The organism is Streptomyces sp. NBC_01571 (assembly GCF_026339875.1).
Lineage (GTDB): Bacteria > Actinomycetota > Actinomycetes > Streptomycetales > Streptomycetaceae > Streptomyces.
In genome coordinates, this window is record NZ_JAPEPZ010000001.1 from 7,837,514 (window position 1) to 7,859,200 (window position 21,687).

Annotated in this window: 14 protein-coding genes; 7 read left to right on the top strand and 7 right to left on the bottom strand. The window is 71.8% G+C overall.

The window, feature by feature from the left end:
- Positions 1 to 21 precede the first annotated feature (21 nt).
- Positions 22 to 1,035, bottom strand: coding sequence for a GDP-mannose 4,6-dehydratase (gene gmd / locus OHB41_RS35215; protein ID WP_266702790.1), 1,014 nt, complete (start codon positions 1,033 to 1,035; stop codon positions 22 to 24).
- Positions 1,036 to 1,187: 152 nt separating this feature from the next.
- On the opposite strand from gmd, the gene OHB41_RS35220 reads away from it, so the two are divergent.
- On the top strand, positions 1,188 to 2,132 hold the full coding sequence (locus tag OHB41_RS35220; RefSeq protein ID WP_266702792.1) for a GDP-L-fucose synthase family protein: 945 nt from the start codon (positions 1,188 to 1,190) through the stop codon (positions 2,130 to 2,132).
- Between the two features lie 71 nt (positions 2,133 to 2,203).
- On the opposite strand, the gene OHB41_RS35225 is transcribed toward OHB41_RS35220, so the two are convergent.
- Positions 2,204 to 3,607, bottom strand: a complete 1,404-nt coding sequence (locus OHB41_RS35225) for an exopolysaccharide biosynthesis polyprenyl glycosylphosphotransferase (protein WP_266702794.1) — start codon at positions 3,605 to 3,607, stop codon at positions 2,204 to 2,206.
- 294 nt (positions 3,608 to 3,901) lie between these two features.
- On the opposite strand from OHB41_RS35225, the gene OHB41_RS35230 reads away from it, so the two are divergent.
- A complete protein-coding gene (locus OHB41_RS35230) occupies positions 3,902 to 5,131 on the top strand; it encodes an LCP family protein (RefSeq protein ID WP_266702797.1) in 1,230 nt (409 codons plus the stop codon).
- A 113-nt stretch (positions 5,132 to 5,244) separates the two neighbouring features.
- Positions 5,245 to 6,756, top strand: coding sequence for a glycoside hydrolase family 71 protein (locus OHB41_RS35235; protein WP_266702799.1), 1,512 nt, complete (start codon positions 5,245 to 5,247; stop codon positions 6,754 to 6,756).
- A gap of 293 nt (positions 6,757 to 7,049) precedes the next feature.
- Here OHB41_RS35235 and OHB41_RS35240 read toward each other — a convergent pair whose 3' ends face one another.
- Positions 7,050 to 8,210, bottom strand: a complete 1,161-nt coding sequence (locus OHB41_RS35240) for a magnesium and cobalt transport protein CorA (RefSeq protein WP_266702801.1) — start codon at positions 8,208 to 8,210, stop codon at positions 7,050 to 7,052.
- Positions 8,211 to 8,367: 157 nt separating this feature from the next.
- On the opposite strand from OHB41_RS35240, the gene OHB41_RS35245 reads away from it, so the two are divergent.
- The gene (locus OHB41_RS35245; RefSeq protein WP_266702803.1) at positions 8,368 to 9,657 is read left to right on the top strand and encodes a winged helix DNA-binding domain-containing protein; all 1,290 of its coding nucleotides are present in this window, start codon (positions 8,368 to 8,370) and stop codon (positions 9,655 to 9,657) included.
- Between the two features lie 148 nt (positions 9,658 to 9,805).
- Here the strand turns inward: OHB41_RS35245 and OHB41_RS35250 are convergent, their stop codons facing one another.
- From OHB41_RS35250 to OHB41_RS35260, 3 genes are all read right to left on the bottom strand, one after another.
- Positions 9,806 to 10,594: a S1 family peptidase gene (locus OHB41_RS35250; RefSeq protein ID WP_266702805.1), complete on the bottom strand. Its 789-nt coding sequence runs from the start codon at positions 10,592 to 10,594 to the stop codon at positions 9,806 to 9,808.
- 362 nt (positions 10,595 to 10,956) lie between these two features.
- Positions 10,957 to 13,821: a helix-turn-helix transcriptional regulator gene (locus OHB41_RS35255; RefSeq protein ID WP_526024998.1), complete on the bottom strand. Its 2,865-nt coding sequence runs from the start codon at positions 13,819 to 13,821 to the stop codon at positions 10,957 to 10,959.
- A 197-nt stretch (positions 13,822 to 14,018) separates the two neighbouring features.
- Positions 14,019 to 14,858 (bottom strand): helix-turn-helix transcriptional regulator, encoded by an 840-nt coding sequence (locus OHB41_RS35260; protein ID WP_266702807.1) that lies wholly within the window; start codon positions 14,856 to 14,858, stop codon positions 14,019 to 14,021.
- 101 nt (positions 14,859 to 14,959) lie between these two features.
- Between OHB41_RS35260 and OHB41_RS35265 the strand changes: the two genes are divergently transcribed.
- Both OHB41_RS35265 and OHB41_RS35270 read left to right on the top strand, forming a co-directional pair.
- A complete protein-coding gene (locus tag OHB41_RS35265) occupies positions 14,960 to 16,639 on the top strand; it encodes an AMP-binding protein (protein ID WP_266702809.1) in 1,680 nt (559 codons plus the stop codon).
- A complete protein-coding gene (locus OHB41_RS35270) occupies positions 16,636 to 18,249 on the top strand; it encodes an AMP-binding protein (RefSeq protein WP_266702811.1) in 1,614 nt (537 codons plus the stop codon). The genes OHB41_RS35265 and OHB41_RS35270 overlap by 4 nt, the downstream gene beginning before the upstream one ends.
- A 34-nt stretch (positions 18,250 to 18,283) precedes the next feature.
- Here the strand turns inward: OHB41_RS35270 and OHB41_RS35275 are convergent, their stop codons facing one another.
- Positions 18,284 to 19,117: a hypothetical protein gene (locus OHB41_RS35275; protein ID WP_526025076.1), complete on the bottom strand. Its 834-nt coding sequence runs from the start codon at positions 19,115 to 19,117 to the stop codon at positions 18,284 to 18,286.
- A 506-nt stretch (positions 19,118 to 19,623) separates the two neighbouring features.
- Here OHB41_RS35275 and gcl point away from each other — a divergent pair.
- Positions 19,624 to 21,408, top strand: coding sequence for a glyoxylate carboligase (gene gcl, locus OHB41_RS35280; RefSeq protein ID WP_266702813.1), 1,785 nt, complete (start codon positions 19,624 to 19,626; stop codon positions 21,406 to 21,408).
- The last annotated feature ends 279 nt before the right edge of the window (positions 21,409 to 21,687 follow it).

Here is a 21,687-nt window from a genome sequence, read left to right on the forward strand (position 1 = left end):
TCGCTCCGCGGCCGACCGGCGTCAGCGGTCGATGCGCACGACGGCACCGGCGAGTTGCTTCTCCACCTGCCGCACATCGGCGTCGACCATGATCCGCGCCAGCTCCTCGACCAGGACCGTGGGCCGCCAGCCCAGCGTCTCGCGTGCCTTGGACGCGTCACCGATCAGTGCGTCGACCTCGCTGGGGCGCTCGTACTTGGGGTCGTAGCGCACGTGCTCGTTCCAGTCGAGGTCGGCGTGGGCGAACGCGGTCTCCAGGAACTGCCGCACACTGGCCGGGACTCCGGTGGCGACCACGTAGTCCGTCGGCTCGTCGTGCTGGAGCATCCGCCACATGGCCTCGACGTACTCGGGCGCGTACCCCCAGTCGCGGACCGCGTCGAGATTGCCCAGGTAGAGACGGTCCTGAAGGCCGGCTTTGATCCGGGCGACGGCGCGGGTGATCTTACGGGTCACGAAGGTCTCGCCCCGGCGCGGCGACTCGTGGTTGAACAGGATGCCGTTGACCGCGAACATGCCGTACGCCTCGCGGTAGTTGACGGTCGTCCAGTACGCGAAGACCTTCGCGGCGCCGTACGGGCTGCGCGGGTGGAAGGGAGTGTCCTCGGTCTGCGGGGGCGGTGTGGAACCGAACATCTCCGAGGACGAGGCCTGGTAGATACGGGTCTCGACCCCGCTCGCCCGGATGGCCTCCAGCAACCGCAGCGTACTCAGTCCGGTCACGTCGCCGGTGTAGAGCGGCGCGTCGAAGGAGACCCGCACATGGGACTGGGCGCCCAGGTTGTACACCTCGTCCGGCTGTATCTCGCGCAGCAGGTTCACCAGCGCCACCCCGTCCGCGAGGTCGGCGTGGTGCAGCACGAAGCGGCGCTCCGCCTCCTGGGGGCCCTGGTAGATGTGGTCGATCCGCTCGGTGTTGAAGCTGGACGACCGCCGCACCAGGCCGTGCACCCGGTATCCCTTCGACAACAGAAGCTCCGCCAGGTACGAGCCGTCCTGTCCGGTCACGCCGGTGATCAGCGCGGTCTTGGTCATGCGGGGTTCCCCTCCCTGCCGGACCCGCCGAGGGGACGGATCCGGTCCGTACGCCCGCGAAGCACGGGTCGTATGTCATGAATTGTTGTAAATATCACCCGAGTTGGCGATACGGGCGTACTGATCGCGCGGTCCCTGGCATGATCCGGCTCATGACCGCATCGCTCCTGCCCGAACGCGCCCGTGTCTTCGTCGCCGGCCACCGTGGCCTGGTGGGCTCCGCCGTGGCCCGCCGGCTCGCCGCCGAAGGACACGAGGTGCTCACCCGTACCCGCGCCGAACTGGACCTGCGCGACGCCGCGCGCACCGCGCTCGAACTCGCCGCCCTGCGCCCCGACGCGGTGGTGCTCGCCGCCGCGAAGGTCGGCGGCATCATGGCCAACAGCACCCAGCCGGTGCAGTTCCTGGAGGAGAACCTCCAGATCCAGCTCAGCGTGATAGCCGGGGCCCACGCCGCCGGCGTGGGCCGCCTGCTCTTCCTCGGGTCGTCCTGCATCTACCCCAAGCACGCCCCCCAGCCGATCAGCGAGGACGCGCTGCTCACCGGTCCTCTGGAGCCCACCAACGAGGCGTACGCACTCGCCAAGATCGCGGGCATCGTCCAGGTGCAGTCCTACCGGCGCCAGTACGGCGCGTCGTACATCAGCGCCATGCCGACCAATCTCTACGGGCCCGGTGACAACTTCGACCTGGAGACGTCGCACGTCCTGCCCGCGCTCATCCGCCGCTTCCACGAGGCCGCGGCCGAGGGCCGCGAGGAGATCGTCCTGTGGGGCAGTGGCACCCCGCGCCGGGAGTTCCTGCACGTGGACGACCTCGCCGCGGCCTGCGCGGTGCTGCTGCGCTCCTACGACGGTGACGAGCCGGTCAACGTCGGTTGCGGCAACGACCTCACCATCAGCGAACTGGCCGCGACGGTCGCCGAGGTCACCGGCTTCACCGGCCGGATCGCGTGGGACACGAACCGGCCCGACGGCACCCCGCGCAAGCTGCTCGACATCTCGCGGATCGCGGAACTCGGCTGGAAGCCGGCGATCCCGTTGCGCGACGGCATCGCCGCCACCTACGCCCACTGGCGCGACGGCGTCGACGGCTGACGGACCCGGCTGCTTCACGGGCCCCGGCGCGCGGCGCGCGCCGGGGCACTCTGCGGTCACGGGCGGCGCTCTCAGTAGGCCCCGCGGCCGTCGACGACGGCGCGGAACGTGCGGGCCATGACGTCCACATCACTGGTGAACGACCAGTTGTCGACGTAGCTGAGATCCAGCTGAATCGTTTCGTCCCAGGAGAGGTCCGAGCGTCCGCTGATCTGCCACAGACCGGTCATGCCCGGCCGTACGGACAGCCGGCGCCACTCGACGGGCGTGTAGCGCGCCACCTCCTCGGCGAGCGGCGGACGGGGACCCACCAGGGACATGTCACCCTTGAGGACGTTGACCAGCTGGGGCAGTTCGTCCAGCGAGGTGCGGCGCAGCAGTTGCCCGACCCGGGTGACCCGGGGGTCGCGGCGCATCTTGAACATGTGCCCGTCGCTCTCGTTGTCCGCGGCCAGGTCCGCCTTCTGGCGGTCGGCGCCGACCCGCATGGTGCGGAACTTCCACATCACGAAGGGGCGCCCCGCCATGCCGACGCGCTCATGGAGGTAGAGCACCGGCCCCGACGAGGACAGTTTCACCGCGGTCGCGACCACCAGCAGCACCGGCGCCAGCGCGAGCAGGCCCAGCAGGGCGACGCCGCGGTCGAGAATCCCCTTGAGCAGCGGCTGCATGCCCTCCCGTACCGGCGGGGCCACTCGCAGCAGTGACATCCCGCCGGCGGATCCGGTCTCCAGGCGCTTGACGGACACCTCCACCAGACCGGGCGCGATGAAGAGTTCGATGCCGGCGTCGTGCAGGCCCCAGGAGAGACGGCGCAGCCGCTCCCCGGAGGTCGCGGCGCCGGGGACGACCAGCACCAGATCGGCGCCGAGCCGGTGCACCGCGCTGATGACCAGGTTGGCGTCCTCTCCGGGAGCCTCCGGCGGGGTGGCGGCGAGCCGCTCCCCGGTCCTGATCCCCGAGGCGAACGGGCCCGGGCCCACGGGGACGGCGCCCACCGCCACGTACGGATGATCGGTGCGCGCGGCGAGATGCGCGGTGACCCCGTCCGCGGCGGCGGCCTCGCCCACCACCAGGACCTTGATCACGGCCTGCGCCCTGCGGCGCACCGCCGCGAGATGACGGTGCACCGCCTTGCGGCACAGCAGTGTCAGCACCAGAGCCGGCAGCAGCGCCGCCAGACACAGCGGCGCGCGCAGCCGGACACCCGCCGCCGCGTGCCCCACCGCGAGCACACCCAGCAGGATGAACCAGTCGTGGAGCACCGGCAGCGTGCCCCGGCTCTCGCCGATGGACCGGGCCGCGTAGCGCGAGCGGAACAACTGGACACCCGCCCACGCGAGCCCGGCGACGATGCCGGTCGGCACCGCCCACGGCTGGTGCGCGGTGAAGAACGTCAACGCGACCGGCACGCCGGCGCCGACGAGGTCGGTGATCAGCGATGCGGGTAGATACCAACGGGACTTGCGTCCCATCCAAAGCGAGGAGCGCGCCCGCGAGCGCGCCCTGCGTGATCTGTCGGAATCAGTGGCCTGAACATCCCACATGTACCCCCCCAGGCACATTCAGCAGCACGAGTTACCGAACGTCGCGAACACCTATTCGTCGAACATGCGGCACGATGGTGAACAGTACGGCAAACTTGTGTACGCATGTGAGCGTTTGCCTGAACGTCATGGAGAAGTGCCGAGGCGTATGAAATCCCGCGCAGGCCCCGCCGGTTGATCTCGCGGGTGCCCGTCTGACGAAAAGTTGTACGAACATCGAACGTGCTGGCTACAGTGTGCGCCCGGTACGGAAGGGGCCGTACCGGGCTGATGTGGGGGTGCGTGGTGGGGGACAAGAACACGACCGAGGCCGACGTGGCGGGCCGGGACGAAGTCGCGGACCGGGAGGAAGAGGCGAGCGGATCCGGCTCGCTGATACCCGGCCCGGTGAACGTCCGGGAACCGGCGAACGACCCTTCGGACAAGGAGGTTGACGCCCCCGCAGGCCCGGGTGCGCCGCCGCGTCGGCGCAGAAGCCGCGCACGTCGAGTCCTCCTCGGGGCGCTCGTACTCTTCGCCGTGGGCCTGCTCATGGTGGGCGGAGTCGCCTGGTGGGCCGTCAAGCACTACACCGGGAACGTCGACCGCATCTCCGGAGTCTTCCCGACGCAGGTCCCCGCCGCGGCGCAGCCGGCACCCTCCGAGGGTGGTCAGACCTTCCTCCTCGTCGGCGTCGACAGCCGCTCCGAGCTGCCCACCACGGGCCGGGACGCCAAGGCCCCCGAGTGGAAGTACGGGGCCCAGCGCAGTGACACGATGATGCTGGTCCACCTCCCGGCCGACCACTCCGGCGCGTACGTCGTCTCGCTGCCCCGTGACGCGTGGGTGGACATCCCCGGACACGGCAAGGCCAAGCTCAACGCGGCCTTCTCCTGGGGCGGACCTCCGCTGCTCATCGACACCGTGCAGCGGCTGACCAAGGTGCGCGTCGACCATCTCGCCGTCATCGACTGGGACGGCTTCAAGAACCTCACCGACTCCCTGGGCGGAGTGGACCTCGTCGTGGACGGCGCCGGCCGCCACATGAACGGCACCCAGGCCCTCACCTACGTGCGTGAGCGCCACCACCTCGCCCGCGGCGACTTCGACCGGACTCACCGTCAGCAGTACTTCCTGCGAACGGTGTTGGCCAAGGTCATGCGCCCCTCGACCTTCACCAACCCCGTCAAGGCCGGCAAGGTGCTGGACGACCTCACCGCCGCCGTGAGCGTCGACGACCGGCTCGGCGACGGCGACCTGCGCGACCTGCTGTGGGACAACAGGAACGTGCGCCCCGGGAACATGGTGTTCATGAACGCTCCCGCCAAGGGGACCGACATGATCTCCGGCCAGTCCGTGGTCCTCCTGGACGCGGGGGCCGGCGCCGACCTGTGGCGGTCCATGCGCAAGGACACCGTCGACGACTACCTTCAGTCGCACGACGTCGACCGGCTCGGTGCCACGACATCCTGACACGACGGCGACGATCACCCAAGGTTCCCGTCCGATGACATCTGGTCACCCAGCGGGCCGCCCGTACAGTACAGTTCGCCCCGGTGGCCCATCGGCGTCCGCGGAGGACACCCATGACGGAACAGCCCGCTCGTCCAGCGCGCCGGCACCGTAAGACGTCAGGCCGACGACGGCGCACCGCACTCGGTGCCGTTCTCGGCCTGCTCCTGATCGGGCTGATCGCCGGCACCGGGCTGGCCCGCGACCGGGAGGACCCCGCGCCCCGCGCCGAGCGGACGAACACCGCGGCGCTCCCCTTCGACCTGCCGGCCGCCGGTACGCTGCGCGCCGGCCCGCACAAGGTCTTCGCGCACTACTTCCCGCCGTATCCGCTCTCTCTCGACAACCAGCCCGCCGATCGCGACTACTACACCCGCAACTACCTCACGCCACAGGGCGAACAGGGCAAGCACGCGGCGTACGGCGGACTGCTGCGCGACCGGCCCCTGCCCGTGACACCGTCCGGCGGGGACTGGCAACTCGCCAATCTGGAACGAGAGGTGAGGACGGCCCGTGACGCCGGGCTCGACGGATTCACCGTCGACATCCTCTCCCTGACCGGCGCCAACCGTCAGCGCGTCGACCTGCTGCTGCGCGCGGCGCGGCACGTCGATCCCGGCTTCCGGATCGTGCTGATGCCGGACATGACCTCCCTGCGCACCGACCCGCGCACTCTCGCCGACCAGTTGGCCCGGCTGGCGGCGTCCCCGTCCGCCTACCGGCTGGCCGACGGGCGCCTCGTGGTCTCCCCGTTCAAGGCCGAGGCCCAGGACCCCGCCTGGTGGGGCCAGGTCACCGCCCGGCTGCGCGACCACGGCGTCGGCACCGCGCTCGTACCGGTCTTCCTGGACTTCCGTGCCAACGCCGAGAGGTTCGCTCCGATCAGCTACGCCTTCTCGTCCTGGGGCAACCGCAGCTACACCCGCCAGGACAACGTGCCCGGCGACATCAAGCTCGCGCATGCGCTGGGGAAGAAGTGGATGCAGGCCGTGTCCGTGCAGGACGCCCGGCCCAACCAGGGGATCTACGACGAGGCCGGCAACACCGCCACCCTGCGGTCGACCTGGAACCACGCGATCTCCGACGGTGCGGACTGGGTGCAGCTCACCACCTGGAACGACTACTCGGAGGGCAGCCAGTTCGCCCCCTCGCTGCACAACGGCCGCACCTACCTGGACATCTGCTCGTACTACCTCACCCGATTCAAGACGGGGGCCTGGCCGCAGATCGTCCGCGACACCGTGTACGTCACCTCCCGTGTCCAGTTCACACAGGACGGCACCGCCTCGCTCCAGCCCCGCCTGATGCGCCCGCGTCCGGGCACCGCTCCGCCCCGCGACCAGGTGGAACTGCTCACCTACCTGACGGCACCCGCCGAGGTGTCCGCGCGCGTGGGCACCGTGCCCCACGCCTACCGAGCTCCCGTCGGCGTGTCCGCCCAGGACCTGCCACTGAGCCCGGGCCGAACCGAGGTCGTGATCCGGCGCGCGGGCGACACCGCCGCGGCCGTCACGACCCGCTATCCGGCACGGCGAACGGCCACGGTGCAGGACCTTCAGTACTACGCGGTCTCCAGCGGCCGGTGAATCGGCGGGCGTAGGCGCCGGTGACCGGCTGTCCCGGCGATGTCGGGCCCTCCCGGGCCCTGCGGAACCGGGGCAGTGGCTGGCGGTCGGGGCGCTGGGACAGCGGGCGTGAGACCCGTCGGGAGCGGGACGCGGACCCCCCCGCTGCAGGGCCTGGTCCGCGTCGCCGCGGTACTGCGTGTGCAGCCGGCCGAGCTGCTTGGGCAACTCCTGCCGGAGGAGGCCGCAGGTCGGGCCCGGTACGCGGCCGACGTCGCCGCGGTGTGGTCCCGAACTTCTCTCGCGGCGACTTCTCAGAGCCAGTCCTTCCGCTTGAAGATGACGTACAGACTGGTGCAGACGATCGCCATCAGGATGATCGCGAAGGGGTACCCGAGCACCCAGTGCAACTCCGGCATGCTCCGGAAGTTCATCCCGTAGATCGTCCCGACCAGTGTCGGGGCGAACAGGATGGCCGCCCATGAGGAGATCTTCTTGATCTCCTCGTTCTGCTCGAAGCCCGCCTCGGCCAGGGCGCGCATCTCGGCGTTCTGCTGCTGGGTGACCAGGGTCGCGTTGACGGTGAGGATGTCGGCGAGGGCCTGGCGGAAGCCGTCGACGCGTTCGCTGGTGTGGGTGACGTGGTCGGCGACGTCGCGGAGGTAGCGCTGCAGTTCCTCGTCGGTGCCGTACTTGGCGAAGCCGGCCATCAGCGCGTGCAGCATGCCGACCAGGGGACGGGTGGCCCGCTGGAACTCGACCATCTCGCGGGAGAGTTCGTAGATGCGGCGGGAGACCGCGGGGTCGCCGCGGAACACCTCCGTCTCGATCTCGTCGATGTCGTTCTGGACACCGGAGACGACGGGCACGTACCCGTCGACGACGGAGTCGAGGATCGCGTAGAGGACGGCCTCCGGGCCGAGCTTCAGCAGCTCCGTGGTGTCCTCCATCCGCCGTCGCACCGCGGAGAGGTCCGGCGCCGCGCCGTGCCGGACCGTGATCAGGAAGTCGGGGCCCACGAACACGTGCAGCTCGCCGAAGTCGACCTCCTCCAGCGCGTCCAGATAGCGCGCGGCGCGCAGCACGACGAAGAGCGTTTCGCCGTAGCGCTCCAGCTTCGGCCGCTGGTGTGCCTCCATGGCGTCCTCGACGGCGAGCGGGTGCAGGTCGAACTCGGCGGCCAGGGAGAGGAGTTCGGCCTCCGTGGGCCGGGCCAGGCCGATCCACGCCATGCCGTCCGGCTGGTCGCGCAGTTCCCGGAAGGTGTCGGCGAGGGACGCGGGCGTCGAGACGCGTACGCCGTCGCGGTACAGGGCCGCCTGGACGACGCTGCCGGTGTCGGAGAGTTCCGTGGCCGGCGGGTCGGGGCGGGGCGCCGGGGGTGCGACGGGGGGCGCGGCCGGTGGGTTGAGGGCGCGCCGCCAGACGGACTTCTTGCCGTTCCTGGCGGCCGGGCGGGGGCGTCGCTCGGACATTGCGGCTGCCTCCCATGTCGGTCCGTACGTGTGTGTGATCACGGAGCAGGATATACGGGTCAAATGTCACGGGAAGGGGGCGGGCGTACCGACCGGGCACAGCTTCGCCGGGAATCGCGGACCGGAGCTGTCCGCAAGCCTCGTTAGCGTGCGGGGCATGACGAGGACGAACGGCACGACGGCGGACTCCCCGGAGGCACGCGGCGCAGAGGCGTACGGCGGCGGTACGCAGACGGACGCGCAGGCGAAGGCGTGGACGGACGCGCAGGCGAAGGCGCAGGTGGGCGCAGATACGAAGGCGTATACGAAGGCACACGCCAGGACACAGGCGAAGGCGCGCGCGGGCCAGGCTTCCCCCGCCGTGCCCGTGCTCGGCCCCCGTGCCCTCAACCGCGCGACGCTGGAGCGCCAGCACCTGCTGCGCCGGTCCGCCGCTCTCACCGCCACGGAGACCGTCGGCCACCTCGTCGGTCTTCAGGCGCAGAACGTGAGACCGCCGTACTACGCCCTCGCCGCCCGCCTCGAAGGGTTCCGGCCCGAGGATCTGTCGACGGCCATGGCGGACCGTGCCGTCGTCCGCATCGTCACCCTGCGCTCCACCATCCACACGCACACCGCCGACGACGCGCTCTCGCTGCGCCCGCTCGTGCAGGCCGCCCGGGACCGCGAACTCAAGGCCTTCCGCAAGGGGCTCGTGGGCGTCGACCTGGAGCGGCTCGCCGTGATCAGCCGAGAGCTGGTGGAGTCCGAGCCGCGGACCATGAAGCAGCTGAGGGAGGCGCTGCTCGCGCAGTGGCCGGACGCCGACCCGTTCGCGCTCTCGGTCGCCGCGCGCTGCCGGCTGCCGCTCGTCCAGGTCACCCCGCGCGGACTGTGGGGCCGCAGCGGTCAGGTCGCGCTGACCACGGCCGAGCACTGGCTCGGCCGCCCCGCCGAGCCCACGCCCGCTCCCGACGCGACCGTGCTGCGCTATCTGGCCGCCTTCGGGCCCGCCTCCGTCAAGGACATGCAGGCCTGGGCGGGGCTGACCCGGCTCCGGGAGGCGTTCGAGCGGCTGCGGCCACGGCTGGTCACGTTCCGCGACGAGAAGGGGGCCGAGCTCTTCGACCTTCCGGACGCGCCCCGCCCCGACGCGGACACTCCGGCCCCGCCGCGTCTCCTGCCCGAGTTCGACAACCTGCTCCTCGGGCACGCCGACCGCTCCCGGGTGGTGCCCGCCGGCCTCAAGGGGCGCACCTGGGCGGGCAACCAGGCGTACCGCACCCTGCTCGTCGACGGATTCCTGGCGGGGGTGTGGCGGCAGGACGGGAACGTCCTCACCGTCGAGCCCTTCGGCGGGCTCGCGAAGGGGCAGCGGGACGAGGTGGTGGGAGAGGCGGAGCGGATGCTCCGGGTGATGTCCGGCGACGGGTCGTACGACATCCGCTTCGGGACCGTCACCGGGTAGGACCGCCTCGGATGCGCCTGCCGCATCCGCCCGTACCCCTGTGTCGTGGCACGGGGGGCGTTGGAACAGGGGGCGTTGCGGGCCGCTCGTGGAGGCCCGCAACGCCCCCTGGTATGGCCCTGAGCGATGCTCAGGAAGTTTTCGGTGACTACGAGTTGATCTGCGTCTTCACCAGGTTCGAGAAGGTCGTCAGGCGGGTGTACACGCCGGGGTAGCCGGCCTCCGCGCAGCCGTTGCCCCAGGACGTGATGCCGGCCAGCACACCACCGATGAGCAGCGGGCCGCCGCTGTCGCCCTGGCAGGTGTCGGTGCCGCCGTTGGTGTAGCCGGCGCAGACCATGTCGGAGGCCACGTAGTCGGAGCCGTACGAAGTCCTGCAGCTGGAGTCCGAGACGGTCGGGACGGTCGCGGTGCGCAGCTGGTTGGAGGAGCCGCCGTTCTCCGAGGTGGTGCCCCAGCCGACGATGCGGGCGGTGGTGCCGGCGGCGTACACGCCGGTGTTCGTGGAGGCGACGTACGACGCCGGGGTGTACGACATCGACGTCGACAGGGTCAGCACGGCCACGTCGTCGCCGTTGGTGGCGTCCGTGTAGCCGGGGTTGATCCAGATCTTGCTGACCTTGCTGACGGTGCCGTTCGTACCGTTGAGGTACGTTCTGCCGCCGACGGCGCGGACACTGCTCGTCGTCTCGCCGACCATGCAGTGGGCAGCGGTGACGACCTTGTTGGCCGCGACCAGGGTGCCGCCGCAGAACTGGTTCTGCGAGGCGTCCGTGATCTGCATCATGAACGGGTACGCGGTCGTGGTGGTCGTGGTGCCGCCGACGATCGGCTGGGGGGCGGCGACGGCGCCCGGTGCGCACAGGAGGGCGGTCGCGGCGGCGGCGGCCGCCGTACAGAGAGCGGCTGTCTTCGTGGCGCGGTTGAGCCCGAACATGGATCTCCTCAGAAGTTGCCGGTGGGGGGACGCACGGGTGTGGGGGGTTCGACACGGCGTCCGTGGGCGGACGACGTGTGCCCGAGCGAGCGGCACGACGCTCACGCTAGAAGCGCGAGCGTTCCGCTTCCAAGAGGGGAACCCCCTACCGGAGTTGGGGGAGGGAAAACCCTTGGCGGCAGGGACCGGGGTTTAGCGTAAGGTCCGCCCCTCCTGACGGCCCGCACCGCCCTGCGCGGCGTCACCCACCCCCACCGGACGGCCCGACCGGCCCTGGTCCAGGGGTTGGTGACGGAAGGTCAGGGACGGCGTGCGACGCCCCGGGGCGACCCGACCGCCGAGGCGTGACCCCGTACCCGCCTTCACCCGTTCCGGCGCCGCGCCGCCAGCCGGACGATGTCCACCCGCGACCGGATCCCCAGTTTCCGGTACACCCGGGTGAGCGTGGCCTCCACCGTCTTGACGCTGATGAACAGGCGCGCGGCGATCTCGCGGTTCGTGGCGCCCTCCATGACGAGTGCGGCGACCTGACGCTCCGTCGCCGCGAGGCTGTCGAGCGCGGCGGGGGCCAGCGCGGCCGGCGTGGGCCCGGTCGCGGTCGCCGCCGTCGCGGTCGCCGTCTCCACCTGACGCAGCCAGGGCAGCGCACGGCAGCGGCGGAACAGGCGGGTCGCCTCGTCGTACGAGGTCGGGCCCGGCGTGGGGGTCACCCCTGCCCGCGCGAGGCCGAGAGCGTGCGGGAGGGTCCGCACACCGGCCAGGGCGTACGCGGCGCGGGCCTCCTCCAGCCCGTAGCCCAGCTTGCCGAGCCGGTCCTGCGCCGCGGTCAGCTGCCGTACGGCGGCAGCCTGTTCGCCGCGCGCCGCCCGGACCAGCGCCTCGGCCCGGTCGAGCACCGCGAGCACGCTCTCGCGGCCGAGCCGCAGGGCCCGCGCCCGCGTGGCGTCGATGACGTCCTGCGCCTCGACCGGCTCACCGATCCGCACCAGCGCCTCCGCGAGGTCGCCGTGCCAGCGGCCGCGGGCCGGGTCGGTGACCCCGAGCCGCTCCTCCAGCTCCCGTACCCGGCGCAGGGACCGGACCACCGCCACGAAGTCCCCGGCGACCAGCTGGGCGTGCCCGAGGGCGCCGAGGGCGCGCGAGAGATAGACCAGGTCGCCGTCCTCCTCGGCGCGGTCCACGGCCTCGCGAGCGAGCGCGAGCGCCCGGTCGACGTCACCGCCCGCGGCCTCCGCGAGCGAGGTGAGCATGGCGGTCGCCGCCTCGCCGATCCCCGTGTCACGGGCCAGCCGCAGGCTCTCGCGGGCCAGGTCCAGTGCCCGCCCGCAGTGCCCGGAACGCAGCTCGGTCTCCGCGAGCCCGCGCAGGAAGTGCAGCTCGCTCTCGACCATCCCGCGCCGCCGCACCTCGCGCAGCAGCGCGGTGATCGTGGTCCGCGCCTCGGCGAGCTGGTCGCCCATGATCAGCCAGCGGAAGCGGACGGCGCCGGCGCCGTTGTGGTCGCACGCCACCCGGGGGTCCTGCGGCTCGCGCAGCGCCCGCTGGATGGTCGCGGGTGCGGCCGGGTGCCCCATCAGGGTCTCCATCTGCGCCTGGAAACCGAGCGCGAGGAGTTCGGTGGGCCGGTCCCCGGCGCGGGCGGCGAGCTGCGCCGCGATGGCGGCCTCCTCACGGCCCTTGGTCATCTCACCCTCGACCAGCAGGGCCCGCCAGGCGAGCTGGTAGCGCACGAGCGCGAGCAGCCGCGGGTCGTCACCCGCGTCCGCGAGCGCCTGCGGGAAGACGGCGTCGACCTCGGCCATGGCCTGGCCCGCCGCGTCGATGACGACCATCCAGGCGCGTACGCGGTCGGCCGCCGCGGTGACCCGGCGCAGCGTGTCGCGGGCGATGTCCCGCGCGAGGTCCGACTCCCCGGCGGTCAGCGCGTCCTCGGCCGCCTGCAACCGCCGCTCGTCCGGGCCGGGCTCGGCGTCCACGGGGGTGTGCCGGGCGGCGAGCAGTCCGAGTCCGGCGGCGATAGACGGCGCGCCGCGATCCCGGGCCGCGGCCGCTGCCTCCCCGAGCCGCGCCGCGACCTGCGGATCGGTGCCGGTCGTGGCCAGGGCGAGGTGCCGGGCCCGCTCGATGGGGTCGGAGGCCGCCGTGGAGAGCGCGACGTGCGCGGCGCGGCGCTCGGCGGCGCTCGCCTCCGCGTACAGGGCGGCGGAGATGAGGGGGTGCGCGAAACGGATACCGGGTGTCTCGCGCTCGGTCGCGAGCAGTCCGAGGGAGGCCGCGTGCGCGGTCTCCGCCTCGGCGTCCTCACGCCCGGCCGCGTGCAGCAGCGCCAGCGTGGGGCGGGCGCCCGCACTCGCGACGAGCAGGGTGCGGCGGGCCTCGGCGGACAGCATCTCCAGACGGCTGAGGACGAGCGCGCGCAGCGAGGTCGGTACGGGCAGCGCTTCCCCGGGGCTCGGCCGGGTCGGGCTCTCGGCGAGCGCGCGGCCCAGTTCCAGGGCGAAGAGCGGGTTGCCGCCGCTGGTGCGGTGGATGTCCCGGACGGTGGACCGCGACAGCCCGGTGTGGCCGCGGTGGCCGAGGAGTTCGGCGGTCTGCGCCCGGGAGAGCGGGTTGAGCCGCACGGCCAGGGTGTTCGGCGGGGACGCGCGTAGATAGGGGTCGTGCTGTTGGTCCTGCGGATCCGTGTCGGTACGCACGGCGGACAGCATCCGTACGGGCATGTCGCCGAGCCGGCGGGCGGCGAAGCCGAGCAGCTCGGCGCTGGCCGGGTCCAGCCACTGCAGGTCGTCGGCGACGATCAGGACGGGGCCCCGCGCGGCCAGCGCCCGGAGCACGGAGAGGACCGCGAGCCGCAGGGCGAGCCCGTCCCGTTGCAGGGTCGACTCCCCGCGGCCGGTGAGGGCCGACTCCAGGGCGGTGCGCTGCGGTGCGGGCAGCCGGTCCGAGACCGTGTCCACCACCAGACCGAGCAGGTCGGTCAGCGCGAGGAAGGGCAGATGCGATTCGGACTCGGTCGCGGAGCAGCGCAACACGGTGTGCGCCGATTCGGCGCTTTCCGCGGCCAGCGCCCGCAGGACGGTCGACTTTCCTATTCCGGCGGGGCCGTGCACCAGCAGGCTGCCCCCGCCGGCGAGCTGGTCGCGTGCCGCAGCGAAGAGCTCCTCCCGGCCGATGACCAGGTCGGGGCGGGGTCTCGCAGGTTCCTTGAAGTCCCCTCGCACGCTCACCGCTCCCCTCGCATGTCGTGTCCGGGCCAATGTTAGGCAATAACTCTTTGAATTTCGGACTCTCGGGGTGGTGAGGGAAATAACAGGAGCTATGCATGGGGTATTTCAGGCCGTGTCCGATTGAATGGAAAGTCCCGGTCGGCCGCCGCCGGACGCCCGCCGTCCGCGTGGACCCGCCGCCCGGACAACGGCTCTTCCTACGGCAGCAGTCCGGCGCGGCGGGCCGCGATCACCGCCTCCCACCGCGTGTGGGCGCCGAGCTTGCGCATCGCCGACCGCAGATATCCCTTGACCGTCTCCGGACGCAGCCCCAGCCGCTGTGCCGCGCTTCCGTTGGTGGCCCCGGCCGCGACACAGGCCAGGACGTCCACCTCGCGCGGGGCGAGCCCGACGTGCGGGCCGCCGGGCTCGGGGGCCGCCGCCCCGGCCAGACGCCCGCACGCGTCGAGGAGTTCGGCCCGCAGCGCCGGGTCGCCGATACGCGGTGCCAGCGCCCGCAACGCCCCGTGCGCCTCCCGCACTCCCTCCCACGCGGCGCTTCCCGCCACCGGCTCGGGCTCCCGCGCGACGGCCAGCAGACCCCGCGCCTCGTCCCGTACGACCAGCGCCTGCTCCACGTCCCGGGCCGCCGCCACGGCCGCGCCGAGCGTGCGGTCACCCAGGGGCTGCGCCGTCCGCAGGGCGCCGTACAGCACGCCGCGCACCCGGCGGCGTACGACCACGGGCACCGCCAGCACCGAGCACAGCCCCTCGGTGGCGACCGCCATGTCGTACTCGTGGCTGATCTGCCGCGAGGCCGAGTAGTCCGTCACCGCGCAAGGCCGCGCGAGGGCCACCGCCTTGCCGCCCAGACCATTGCCCGAGGACACCGCGAGCGCGCTGAGCGCGGGCGTCGCCGTGCCGCTGAGTTCGCTGATGCGCACCTGCGCGCGCCCGGGCTCGACCAGGCCGCCGAACGCGACCGGCAGTCCCGTGGCGCGCCGCAGCCCTACCAGCGCGGCGCGCATCTCCACCGCGTCGGCCGCTTCTGCTGCCACCTGTTCGCCCCTTCGTCGCGGCGCACCCCCGTTCGGGGGTAGTGAGACCTCCCTAACGGAATACACGATGTTAGGCGGAGGTCCGGCAACGAGGAGGACACATGACGGTGACGACGGGCGCGACGGAGCGATTCCGCGCCGCGCGGGACTTCCTGCTGGAGCACCGGGAGGACTACGCGACGGCGTACCAGGGCTTCGAGTGGCCGCGCCCGGACACCTTCAACTGGGCACTCGACTGGTTCGACGTCATCGCGCGGGACAACGACCGCACCGCCCTGCACATCGTCGAGGAGGACGGCGGGCGCGCCGAGTTCTCCTTCGCCGCGCTGTCCGAGCGCTCCGACCGGCTGGCCAACTGGCTGCGCGCGCGGGGCGTCCGCGCCGAGGACCGGATCCTCGTCATGCTCGGCAACCAGGTCGAGCTGTGGGAGACGGCCCTCGCCGCGATGAAGCTGCGTGCCGTCGTCATCCCGGCGACCACCTTGCTCGGCCCGGCCGATCTGCGCGACCGCGTCGAGCGCGGCCGGGTCCGGCACGTGATCGTGCGCGCCGAGGACACCGCGAAGTTCGACGAGGTGCCCGGCCGGCACACCCGGATCACGGTCGGTGGCCCACGGCCCGGCTGGCACTCGTACGAGGAGGCGTACGCCGCCGACGCGTCGTTCGAGCCGGACGGTGTGACCCACTCGGACGACCCGCTGATGCTCTACTTCACCTCCGGCACCACCGCCCGCCCCAAACTCGTCGAGCACACGCACGCCTCCTACCCGATCGGCCATCTGTCGACGATGTACTGGATCGGGCTCAAACCCGGCGACGTGCACCTGAACATCTCCTCGCCGGGCTGGGCCAAGCACGCCTGGTCCAACCTCTTCGCGCCCTGGAACGCGGAGGCCACCGTCTTCATCCACAACTACACGCGCTTCGACGCGGGCCGGCTGCTCGCGGAGATGGACCGGGCCGGGGTCACCACCTTCTGCGCCCCGCCCACCGTGTGGCGCATGCTCATCCAGGCCGACCTGGCACAGCTGCCGACGCCGCCGCGTGAGGCCGTCGCCGCGGGCGAGCCGCTCAACCCTGAGGTCATCGAACAGGTGCGGCGCGCCTGGGGCGTCACCGTCCGGGACGGTTTCGGGCAGACCGAGACGGCCGTCCAGGTCTCCAACAGCCCCGGGCAGCAGCTCAAGACGGGCTCCATGGGGCGGCCCAGCCCCGGCTTCCGCGTCGAGCTCCTCGACCCGGTCTCCGGCGCGCCGGGCGCGGACGAGGGGGAGATCGCGCTCGACCTGTCGGGCAGGCCGGTGGGTCTGATGACCGGCTACCACGGCGACCCCGACCGCACCGCGGAGGCGATGGCGGGCGGCTACTACCGGACGGGCGACATCGGCGCACGCGACGCCGACGGCTACATCACGTACGTGGGCCGGGCCGATGACGTCTTCAAGGCCTCCGACTACAAGATCTCGCCCTTCGAGCTGGAGAGCGCGCTGCTGGAGCACGAGGCGGTGGCCGAGGCGGCCGTCGTCCCGGCCCCCGACGCACTGCGGCTCGCCGTCCCGAAGGCGTACGTCGTCCTCGCGGCGGGCCACGAACCAGGCCCCGACCTCGCCAAGGTGCTCTTCGAGCACTCGCGCACGGTCCTCGCGCCCTACAAGCGCATCCGGCGCCTGGAGTTCGGCGAGCTGCCCAAGACGGTGTCGGGCAAGATCCGCCGGATCGAGCTGCGCGAGGCCACGGCCACGGGCTCGGACGCCGAGTACCGCGAGGAGGACTTCCGGTGACAGAACTCGCCTACACGCACGGCACGAGCGGGACCGCCCTGCTGGGCGACACGATCGGGGCCAACCTGGACCGGACGGTGTCGGCCTGGCCGGACCGGGAGGCCCTCGTCGACGTGCCGTCCGGGCGGCGCTGGACGTACGCCGAATTCGCCGCCGACGTCGACCGGTTGGCGTCAGCGCTGCTCGCCTCCGGCATCGCCAAGGGCGACCGGGTCGGTATCTGGGCGGTCAACTGCCCGGAGTGGGTGCTCGTCCAGTACGCGACCGCCCGCATCGGCGCGGTGATGGTGAACATCAACCCCGCCTACCGCACCCACGAGGTCGAGTACGTTCTCCGGCAGGCCGGCATCTCGCTGCTCGTCGCCTCCCTCCGTCACAAGACCAGCGACTACCGGGGGATGGTCGAACAAGTACGGCGCAACTGCCCGCAGTTGCGGGAGACCGTCTACATCGGCGACCCGAGCTGGGACGCGCTGACCGGGCGCGGCACCGCCGCGTCGCGCGAGGAGCTCCGGACCCGCGGGAGCGAGCTGTCCTGCGACGACCCGATCAACATCCAGTACACCTCGGGGACCACGGGCTTCCCCAAGGGGGCCACGCTCTCCCATCACAACATCCTCAACAACGGCTATTTCGTCGGTGAGTCGATCGCCTACACCGAGCAGGACCGCATCTGCGTCCCGGTGCCCTTCTACCACTGCTTCGGCATGGTGATGGGAAACCTCGCGGCGACCTCGCACGGCGCGTGCATCGTCGTCCCGGCCCCGTCCTTCGACCCCGCGGCGACGCTGCGCGCCGTCCAGGACGAGCGCTGCACCTCGCTGTACGGCGTCCCGACCATGTTCATCGCGGAGCTGAACCTCCCCGACTTCGCGACGTACGACCTGTCCTCGCTCCGTACCGGGATCATGGCGGGCTCGCCGTGCCCGGTCGAGGTGATGAAACGGGTGGTCGCCGAGATGCACATGGCGGAGGTCTCCATCTGCTACGGCATGACCGAGACCTCGCCGGTCTCCCTGCAGACCCGCCGGGACGACGACCTGGAGCACCGCACCGGCACTGTCGGCCGGGTGCTTCCGCACCTGGAGGTCAAGGTCGTCGACCCGGTGGACGGCGTGACCCGGTCCCGCGGAACCTCGGGCGAGTTGTGCACCCGGGGCTACAGCGTGATGCTCGGTTACTGGAACGAGCCCGAGAAGACCGCCGAGGCCGTCGACCCCGGGCGCTGGATGCACACCGGGGACCTCGCCGTGATGCGTGAGGACGGGTACGTGGAGATCGTCGGCCGCATCAAGGACATGATCATCCGGGGTGGCGAGAACATCTATCCGCGGGAGATCGAGGAGTTCCTCTACGCCCATCCGAGGATCGCCGACGTCCAGGTGGTCGGAGTGCCCCACGAGCGGTACGGCGAGGAGGTGCTCGCCTGCGTCATCGCCCGCGACCCGGCCGACCCGCCGACGCTGGCGGAACTGCGCGCCTTCTGCGAGGGCCGGCTGGCCCACTACAAGATCCCCAGCCGCCTGCGGATCCTGGAGGCCTTCCCGATGACGGTGTCCGGCAAGGTACGGAAGATCGAACTGCGCGAGACGTACGCCGACCGGGACTGAGGGCTGTCCCACGACCCCGGTGGCCGTCCACCGGTCAGGCCCCCGTGGTGGTGAGGTCGTCCGCGGGGGCGTTGACCGGCTGGGGGGTGCCGGTGAGGTCGAGGACGAAGAGGGGGATCCCGAGCAGGTCGGCACGGGAGCGCGCGTCGTCCGTGTAGCCGGCGAGCGAGAAGTAGACGCACCGCGTGGACTCGCTCATCGCCGTCAGCCACAGGCACTCCACGTCGCGCAGCGAGGCGGGGCGGACCGTCGGGTCCACCTGGGCCATGACGCCCCGGCCAGCGAGCCCGATTCCCGACGGCGGTCGCTGATCAGCCCCGCGGATGTCGCGGTAGCCGAGCCATCGCAGATACAGCGCGGCGGCCGTCACGGCGTCCCGCGCGGTGCGGATGGTGACCGGCTGGAACGCCGGACGGGGTGTCGGGGCGGCGTCGGGAAGCCGGGAGCGGCCGGGGGCGGCGGGCGCTCCTCCGTCCGGGGGCGGGTCGCCCGCGTGACGGCCGCCGTCCGCAGCGGGGCCACCGGCCGAGGGGGCGTCGACGGACCGCGCCGGCCCGGCGCCCGCGCCGGGTGCCGACGACACCTCGGCGGCCCGCGGGGTCGTTGTCCCGGCTCCCTGTGAGGCAGGCGCATCGCTGGTGTGCGGGGCGTGGGCCCCGGTCGTGTGCGGTGAGCGCGCGGGGGTCCCGTCCCGGTCGGGGTCCGGCTCGGCGGCGGTGTCCGGCGCGATCTCGGCGCGCGGCGGTCGCCGCAGCCCTCCTGGCCGTACCCCTCGTACCGGAATCCGCAGCACGGTCCCGCACGCGCAGCCCAGTTCCGGATGGGGCCACTCGTCCTCGCGGCCGCAGGCGTCGCAGGGCACCGTCACCCAGTCGTCGTCCCAGACGCGGTGCGTCACGGGTACGGGATCCGCGAGGCGGTCGAGCGGGGGAGTGACGGGGGCGCCGCAGACGCACGGGTACGACGACGCGGCGAAGAGGTGCTCGCGGCGGCAGGCCGGACACCGCACCGGCACGCTCTCGGCCATGGCCCACTCCAGGACGTCACGTCGGGACAGCGCGTCCATCGTCCTCCAAGGAGGGGGCCGCCGGCAGCGAAACGACCCGACAGCCTCGAGGCCTTCCGCCCGGCCTCCTCCCGGCCTTCCTCCGGGGGCCTGTCCCAGGGGATCGCGCCGGGCGCCCGCCCTTGACGCCTTCTGGCACGCCACCTACATTGTTTCCAGATAGTAGAAGTTAGTTTCCGTAATGCGGAATGCGGTGATGGCGGCACGCGGAACGGAACGCGAAGTCATCCACGGACCACCTACGGAATCACCAGCTCTCCGCGGGGCGCGACGGAGCGCGAATCCGACAGCCGAAGCAGGAGTACTCCATGGCTCGTATGACCGCTGCCCGCGCGGCAGTCGAGATCCTCAAGCGCGAGGGCGTCAGCAACGCGTTCGGCGTCCCGGGTGCGGCGATCAACCCCTTCTACGCGGCCCTGCAAACCGCCGGAGGGATCAGCCACACCCTCGCCCGGCACGTCGAGGGCGCCTCACACATGGCGGAGGGCTACACCCGGACCCACCCGGGCAACATCGGCGTCTGCATCGGCACGTCCGGACCGGCCGGCACCGACATGATCACCGGGTTGTACTCCGCCATCGGCGACTCGATCCCGATCCTGTGCATCACGGGCCAGGCCCCGACCGCCGTGATCCACAAAGAGGACTTCCAGGCCGTCGACATCGCCTCGATCGCCAAGCCCGTCACCAAGATGGCCGTCACCGTCCTGGAGGCCGCGCAGGTCCCCGGCGTCTTCCAGCAGGCGTTCCACCTGATGCGCTCGGGCCGCCCTGGCCCGGTCCTCATCGACCTGCCCGTCGACGTCCAGCAGACGGAGATCGAGTTCGACCCCGAGACGTACGAGCCGCTGCGCGCGTACCGGCCCACCGCCACCCGCGCCCAGATCGAGAAGGCACTCACCCTCCTCAACGGGTCCGAGCGCCCGCTGATCGTCGCCGGTGGCGGTGTCATCAACGCCGACGCCTCGGAACTCCTCGTGGAGTTCGCCGAGTTGACCGGTGTTCCGGTCGTCCCGACCCTCATGGGCTGGGGCGTCCTGCCCGACGACCACGAGCTGAACGCCGGCATGGTGGGTCTGCAGACCTCGCACCGCTACGGCAACGCGACCTTCCTGGAGTCCGACTTCGTCCTCGGCATCGGCAACCGGTGGGCCAACCGCCACACCGGCAGACTGGACGTCTACACGGCGGGGCGCACGTTCGTCCATGTCGACATCGAGCCCACCCAGATCGGCAAGATCTTCGCCCCGGACTACGGGATCGCCTCCGACGCGAAGGCCGCGCTGGAGCTGTTCGTCGAGGTGGCGCGGGAGTCGAAGGCCGCGGGGAGGCTCCCCGACCGGTCCGGGTGGGCCGCCGCCGCGCAGGAGCGCCGGGCCACCCTCCAGCGCCGTACGCACTTCGACAACATCCCCATCAAGCCGCAGCGCGTCTACGAGGAGATGAACAAGGCCTTCGGACCGGAGACCCGGTACGTCTCCACCATCGGCCTCTCGCAGATCGCCGGCGCCCAGATGCTGCACGTCTACCGGCCCCGCCACTGGATCAACTGCGGCCAGGCGGGCCCGCTCGGCTGGACCGTGCCGGCCGCGCTCGGCGTCGCCACGGCCGACCCGGAGGCCTCCGTGGTCGCCCTCTCCGGCGACTACGACTTCCAGTTCATGATCGAGGAACTGGCTGTCGGCGCCCAGCACCGGATTCCGTACGTCCATGTCCTGGTGAACAACTCCTACCTGGGTCTCATCCGGCAGGCACAGCGGGCGTTCGACATCGACTTCCAGGTCAAGCTGGAGTTCGAGAACATCAACTCGCCCGAACTCGGCGTGTACGGCGTCGACCACGTCAAGGTCGTCGAGGGACTCGGCTGCAAGGCGATCCGGGTCACCGACCCGGCCGACCTGGGCGCCGCCTTCGAGCAGGCCAAGAAGCTCGCCGCGGAGTTCCGGGTGCCCGTGGTCGTCGAGGCGATCCTGGAGCGGGTCACGAACATCTCCATGTCGACGACGAACGACATCGGCAACGTCGTCGAGTTCGAGGAGATCGCGACCGAACCGGCCCACGCGCCGACGTCGATCAGGACGCTGAAGGTCTGACACCGGCGCGTCACCCGACGCCGCGCGGACCGTACGGCCCCGCCTCCGTGTCCGGAGGCGGGGCCGTCGCCGTCGTCACCTCCGACGGATGAACCCGGCTTCGTACTCGGGACGTTCGTACGGCTCCTCGGCGGCACAGGGGTGCGCGACGCACCCGACGCGTTTTCATGAACAGCTGCGGCAGGGGGAGTTGCGCCACACGCACTGGGTGCCGCGCTCCCGGTCCTGTCCCTGTCTCCATCCCTGGCCCGATCGGCCCGGCCCGGTCAGCCCGGTCAG